Genomic DNA, 6,046 nt, shown 5'->3' on the forward strand with positions numbered 1-6,046 from the left:
AAAAAAAAAAATCTGCTTTGGTCAGCAGATTTATTAAGTTTTTTAAATTGAACAAATAGTTAATTAAAGAAATATAATTAAGTTAATGTGCTTCATCCCAATTATTGCCTATAGCTGCATCGACAATTAGAGGGACTTTTAATTGATAAGCATTTTGCATTTTATCAATGATTTGTTGGCGATATGATTCAGCTTTTTCAGCATGAACTTCAAAAACGAGTTCATCGTGGACTTGCATAATCAATTGACAATCGGGATGTTGAGAATAGGTATTGTCAATATCAATCATCGCCAGTTTAATGATATCTGCCGCTGAGCCTTGCATAGGGGCATTGATAGCGAGTCTTTCTGCTGCGTTACGGCGTTGTGGATTTTTGCTGTGAATATCTGGAATGTATAGCCTGCGTCCGAGAAGTGTTTCGACATAGCCTTTCTCGCGCGCGTTTTCGCGAGCAGTTTCCATGTATTCTCGAACTTTAGGATAACGTGCAAAGTAAAGTTCGATATATTCAGCAGCTTCACTGCGCGCAATGCCGAGTTGTCGCGCTAATCCAAAAGCGCTCATGCCATAGATGAGTCCAAAGTTAATGGCTTTGGCATTTCTACGATGATTGCGGTCAATATTGTCAGGGTCGCCGCCAAAGATTTCTGCTGCGGTGGCGGCATGAATATCTTTGCCTTGCTCAAAGGCTTTAACGAGTCCTTTATCATTGGATAGGTGTGCCATGATGCGTAATTCAATTTGAGAGTAGTCTGCGGCAAGGATTTTGTTGCTTTTTTCGGCGATAAAGGCTTGTCGGATGCGTCGTCCTTCTGCAGTGCGAATGGGAATGTTTTGTAGGTTAGGGTCTGAGGAGGAGAGGCGGCCCGTGCTGGTAATGGCTTGATGATAGCTGGTGTGGATGCGTCCTGTGTGTGGGTTGATGAGTTCGGGAAGTTTGTCGGTATAGGTGGATTTTAGTTTCGCAAGGCTGCGGTGTTCTAAGATGATTTTAGGGAGTTCTGCTTGGTGAGTTTTAGCAAGCGTTTCTAAAGTGTCTTCATTTGTGCTCGGTTGCCCTTTTGGGGTTTTGTTGATGATAGGTAGTTTGAGTTTATCAAAAAGGATTTCTTGTAATTGTTTTGGGGAACTAAGATTGAAGGTTTCTCCAGCAAGTTCGTATGCTTGTTGCTCTAGATGAGCGAGAGTGGTTTCAATTTCTTGGCTTTGTTTGGCAAGCTGTTTGGCGTCAATTTTAACACCTTGATGTTCCATGTGATAAAGGACGGTGGAAACGGGGATTTCTATGTTTTTGTAAAGGTGTTCTAGCGTGGGATGTTCCGCTAAGCGGTCAGCGAAGTATTCGCGTAATTGCAAGGTGATGTCGGCATCTTCACAGGCATATTGGCTGGCTGTGGAGAGTTCAATTTGGTCAAAGGTGAGTTGTTTAGCGCCTTTTCCCGCAATGTCTTCAAAAGTGGTGGTGGTTTGGTTGAGATAGTAGTCTGCAAGCGCATCCATATTGTGTCGCGTTGCTGTGCTGTTGTAGCAATAGCTCATGAGCATGGTGTCTTCAATATGTCCGCGTAATTCAATGCCGTGTCTGGCAAGAATGTGTCTGTCGTATTTGAGGTGTTGTCCGATTTTGGTGATTTTTTCGTTTTCGAGTATGGGACGTAGTGCATCAAGGGTTTCTTGATAGGGGAGGTTTTGGGTGAGTTGATGTGCTAGCGGTAGGTAGTAGGCTTCTCCAGAGGTTGGTGCAATACTGATGCCAACTAATTTAGCAGTCATGTAGTCTAAGCTATTGGTTTCGGTATCAATGGCAAATCCGGGAAGGGTGGTAAGTTTTTCAATGAGAGCGTTTAGGGTATCTTTGGAGGTAATGGTTTGATAATTTTTTATTTCTGGCGCAATTTTTGAAGTGAGAGCTTGCGGTGCAAGAAGATATTGGGCTTTGATGCTATTGAGTTCATATTCATCGCATAAATGCGTCAATTTTGCAGGATTTTGTGGATGTAAGGCAAGGTCAGATATCTGTGTTGCTATGGGTAGGTCGCAGTTTATGGTTGCAAGTTCTCGTGAGAGGCGTAGTTGGTCAAGGTTGCTGCGTAGATTGTCTCCAATTTTTCCCGTGATTTTGGTCGCGTTGTGGATGAGATTGTCAATATTGTGATATTGAGCCAGCCATTTCGCTGCTGTTTTTGGTCCTACTTTATCAATTCCGGGAATGTTATCTGAGGTGTCGCCAACAAGCGCCAAGAAGTCTATGACTTGTTCGGCAGAGAGTTGGTCGACTTTAAAGCGTTTAGCAACGTCTTGGGCGGTGGTGGCTTCGTTTTTCATAGTGTCAATCAGGCTAATGTCGGCATGAGTGAGTAGTTGTGCCATGTCTTTATCGCCACTAGAGATGAGAACTTGGTAGTTTTCAGAGAGCGCTCGTTTAGCAAGCGTGCCGATAACGTCATCTGCTTCTACGCCTTGTTCAATAATAAGTGGAAATCCTAGCGCTTTAATTAAAGCATGAAGTGGCTCAATTTGTATTCGCAAGTCGTCAGGCATTGGCGGGCGATTTGCTTTATAACTGGGATAACGTTCGTGCCGAAAGGTTTTGCCTTTTGCATCAAAGATAACGCCGAAATAAGCTGGTTGGTAGTCATCGTATAACTTGGCTAGCATTTTAATGACACCGTGTAGCGCACCTGTCGGGTGCCCCGCTTTGTTAGTGAGTGGCGGTAGCCCATGAAATGCTCTGAATAGATAAGATGAGCCGTCTACAAGTACGACTAGGCGGGTGGTGTCTAGCATAATTCTCTCCAGTTGAATGCAGGTATTGTAAAAGTCAAAAGAGGGTTGTCAATGCTATAAAATTGATTTTTATATTGTGATTTATAGTAAAAATGGCAAAATAAATCTTTTTTCATTTTCAGAGGGACATCGATGCAAGGATTCATAAGAGCAGTTGATGGCATAACGGCATTTGTCGGGAAAACGATTTCATGGCTAACATTAGCGATGGTTTTAATCACTACTTATTTGGTTGTTATGCGGTATGTTTTTCGAGTTAATTCTATCGCATTGCAAGAAGTTGTAATGTATATGCATGCAGCAGTTTTTATGTTGGGCGCAGCATGGGCATTGCAAACGAATGCGCATGTTCGGGTAGATATTTTTTATCGTAAATTTTCAGCACAAAAAAAAGCAGTCGCAGATATCATTGGAACGGTTTTTTTTCTATTACCATTTGCGGTATTAGTCGGGTATTACGGCTATAAATATGCTTCTGGCTCTTGGGCGCAACATGAAGGCTCTCCACAAGCAGGTGGCTTGCCTTATGTTTATCTATTGAAGTCTTTATTACCTGCTTTTGCGGGGCTGATACTAATACAAGGTATTGCAGAGTTATTGAGAAATATCCTAATTCTATCAGGTAAGATGATTTTACCGGAGGAAGAATAATGGAGTGGATGGCGTTATTGATGTTTTTGGCACTTTGTGTCGTTTTACTAATGGGCTACTCAGTAGCCATGTCTTTGGCTGGGGTTGCGTTAATTTTTGCCGGAATTGGCGCTTTAGTGGGAGCAAATATTGGTACGTTACCAATGATTATTAGCCGCTTATACGGCATTATGACCAATGAATCCTTAATTGCTGTGCCAACGTTTGTTTTTATGGGCTTAACCATGCAAAAAGCTAAAATAGCAGAGGATTTGTTAGACACAATGACATTGCTATTTGGCGGTATTCGTGGGGGGTTAGCTTTTACGGTGACTATTGTTGGTGCATTATTAGCTGCTGCAACGGGTATCGTAGGCGCGACAGTTGTTACAATGGGGTTGTTATCTTTGCCTGTGATGTTAAAACGAGGATATAGCCCGTCGTTGGCATGTGGCGTTATTAGTGCATCTGGTACGCTTGGACAAATTGTACCTCCATCTATTGTTCTAATTCTTTTAGGGGATGTTGTTGGCAATGCATATAGCGAAGCTCAAATGTCAATGGGAAATTTTGCCCCAGATACCGTTTCAGTAAATGATTTATTTGCAGCTGCAATTGTTCCGGGATTAGGTATTGTTGGGTTGTATTTATTATATCTGGTGATTAGAGCATTTGTTACTCCAGATGCAATGCCGCTGCCAAGTAAGGAAGAGCGTACAGCAATGCGTGGAGAGCGTTTTTATCTACGATTGCTATTTGTACTCGTCCCTCCTTTATTGCTTATTTTATGTGTATTGGGTTCTATTCTATTAGGATTTGCAACACCAACAGAAGCAGCTAGTATTGGTGCCTTTGGTGCTTTGGTGTTATCTCTAATTCGATATTTTATTGATAAAAAGAAAGGTATCGCAACTTCTTTAAGATGGCTTATTGATGTGCCTAGGGAAACGCTACAAATTAGTGCAATGGTCTTTTTCATTATGATGGGTGCTTCTTTGTTTTCATTGGTCTTTAGGGCTTTTAATGGAGATATTTATATTGAGCATTTAATGACGCAAATTCCGGGCGGTGTATTTGGTATCATGCTAACAGTAATGATTATCATGTTTTTACTAGGATTTATGTTAGATTATTTTGAAATCGTTTTTGTTATTGTTCCAATCATTGCACCAATACTCTTTAAAATGGATGTTGATCCTATTTGGTTCTCAATCATGGTAGCGATTAACTTACAAACCAGCTTCCTAACGCCACCATTTGGATTTGCTTTATTCTTTTTGCGTGGAGTAGCACCTCAAAGTGTTCCAACCTCTGCAATTTATAAAGGAGCGATACCTTTTATCTTTTTACAAATGTTAATGTTGATATTATTGGCATTTTTCCCACAAATAGTACATTGGGTATCGCTAGGTTAAATATGAAAAAGCGCATTTTAAGAAAAAGTGAAATTAAAGCTTGACGTATTAGAAATAAATACTTAAAATGCGCGCTCTTGATTGATTCGGAGTATAGCGCAGTCTGGTAGCGCATCTGGTTTGGGACCAGGGGGTCGGGGGTTCGAATCCCTCTACTCCGACCAACAATCAAAGCAAATTTAAATGCTTTATCCTTCAGTGCCCGTAGCTCAACTGGATAGAGCAACGGCCTTCTAAGCCGTAGGTTGCAGGTTCGAACCCTGCCGGGTGCGCCACAACCGTTATTGATATGGTGGATATAGTTCAGTTGGTTAGAACGCTGGATTGTGATTCCGGAGGTCGTGGGTTCGAGTCCCATTATCCACCCCATTAAAAGTCCAAATTTTTGGTCAGGCTTTTTAATTTTAAAAGCTACATAATTTGAAAGCTATATAAAAGGTTTCGGTAAGAGTTTGAAAAATATGCTCATCAAACTCAGCTATAATTAATATAATGGAGGAGTAGATCAAACGCCTTATAAGTGATTTACCAGCTATTTTAGAAAAATAGTAAGTCTTTTGAAATTCACCTAAGCCTTTGCCTAAAGTGACTATTATCACCCTCAATATCCGTAGTACTAATATTGCTTACCTAGCTTTTTAAAGTTACCATAAGCTGTTAAGAAGTTATCTCAATCATCACAACAAATACAACCAAAACGCATTCCTAATTCCTCAAGTTTGGCTCTCAGGTGTTTAGTTATCTTTAAATTGCGTTTATCCCATACAAAAGCCACTATAGTTAAAGGCTAATAAAAGAGTCACAGAAATTAGATTGCTATTCCGGTAATAGTATGTGTGCTTATTTTATTCATCTATCTTAACACTGTAACTATTCTGAGACCTTTGCAAAAAAAACCAAAATCCTTAACATTTTGGCTGCTATCGAAGAGAAAGGGAGCAATGATGAGCCGTTTTTTTCAGCATAGCGTCGAAAGCATGATATAGTCAATTAAATCCAGAATAGGACAAAAGAGCATCCCAAAAGACATCAAAATTAGATAAAACTTTACGTAAATACTTTTTAAGATTGCCCCACTGCTTTTCGATTAGATTTAACTCTGGCGAATAAGGTGATAAAGGCAAAACAACGTGACCAAATTTTTCGGCTAACGCTTTTAGAACCTTCATTCGATGAAATCGAGCATTATCCATAATAATCACTGATTTAAAAC

At 40.5% G+C, this 6,046-nt stretch carries 3 protein-coding genes, 3 tRNA genes and 1 pseudogene; 5 read left to right on the top strand and 2 right to left on the bottom strand.

The genetic code is table 11. From position 1 onward, the window contains the following. Nucleotides 1-82: 82 nt before the first annotated feature. Nucleotides 83-2,788, bottom strand: coding sequence for a DNA polymerase I (gene polA, locus A5N85_RS12735; protein ID WP_072577542.1), 2,706 nt, complete (start codon nucleotides 2,786-2,788; stop codon nucleotides 83-85). A gap of 132 nt (nucleotides 2,789-2,920) precedes the next feature. Here polA and A5N85_RS12740 point away from each other — a divergent pair, with 132 nt between their 5' ends. The 5 genes from A5N85_RS12740 (at nucleotide 2,921) to A5N85_RS12760 (ending at nucleotide 5,202) form a co-directional block, all read left to right on the top strand. Then, the gene (locus A5N85_RS12740; protein ID WP_072577543.1) at nucleotides 2,921-3,439 is read left to right on the top strand and encodes a TRAP transporter small permease subunit; all 519 of its coding nucleotides are present in this window, start codon (nucleotides 2,921-2,923) and stop codon (nucleotides 3,437-3,439) included. Further along, nucleotides 3,436-4,833, top strand: a complete 1,398-nt coding sequence (locus tag A5N85_RS12745) for a TRAP transporter large permease subunit (RefSeq protein ID WP_172460847.1) — start codon at nucleotides 3,436-3,438, stop codon at nucleotides 4,831-4,833. Before A5N85_RS12740 ends, A5N85_RS12745 begins: the two co-directional genes overlap by 4 nt. A gap of 87 nt (nucleotides 4,834-4,920) precedes the next feature. Continuing rightward, nucleotides 4,921-4,997: transfer RNA gene (locus tag A5N85_RS12750), tRNA-Pro, on the top strand. A gap of 34 nt (nucleotides 4,998-5,031) precedes the next feature. After that, nucleotides 5,032-5,108: transfer RNA gene (locus tag A5N85_RS12755), tRNA-Arg, on the top strand. Between the two features lie 17 nt (nucleotides 5,109-5,125). Beyond that, nucleotides 5,126-5,202 (top strand) — tRNA-His (locus A5N85_RS12760). A 617-nt stretch (nucleotides 5,203-5,819) separates the two neighbouring features. On the opposite strand, the pseudogene A5N85_RS12765 reads toward A5N85_RS12760, so the two are convergent. Continuing rightward, nucleotides 5,820-6,046, bottom strand: a pseudogene (locus A5N85_RS12765) (IS630 family transposase); the annotation flags it as partial.

The organism is Suttonella ornithocola, assembly GCF_001889065.1.
Taxonomy (GTDB): domain Bacteria; phylum Pseudomonadota; class Gammaproteobacteria; order Cardiobacteriales; family Cardiobacteriaceae; genus Suttonella_A; species Suttonella_A ornithocola.

Bases quoted from the DNA above. Each gene is read 5' to 3' on its own strand.
- A5N85_RS12740 (WP_072577543.1), top strand. From the start codon at position 2,921: ATGCAAGGATTCATAAGAGCAGTTGATGGCATAACGGCATTTGTCGGG.
- polA (WP_072577542.1), bottom strand. From the start codon at position 2,788: ATGCTAGACACCACCCGCCTAGTCGTACTTGTAGACGGCTCATCTTAT.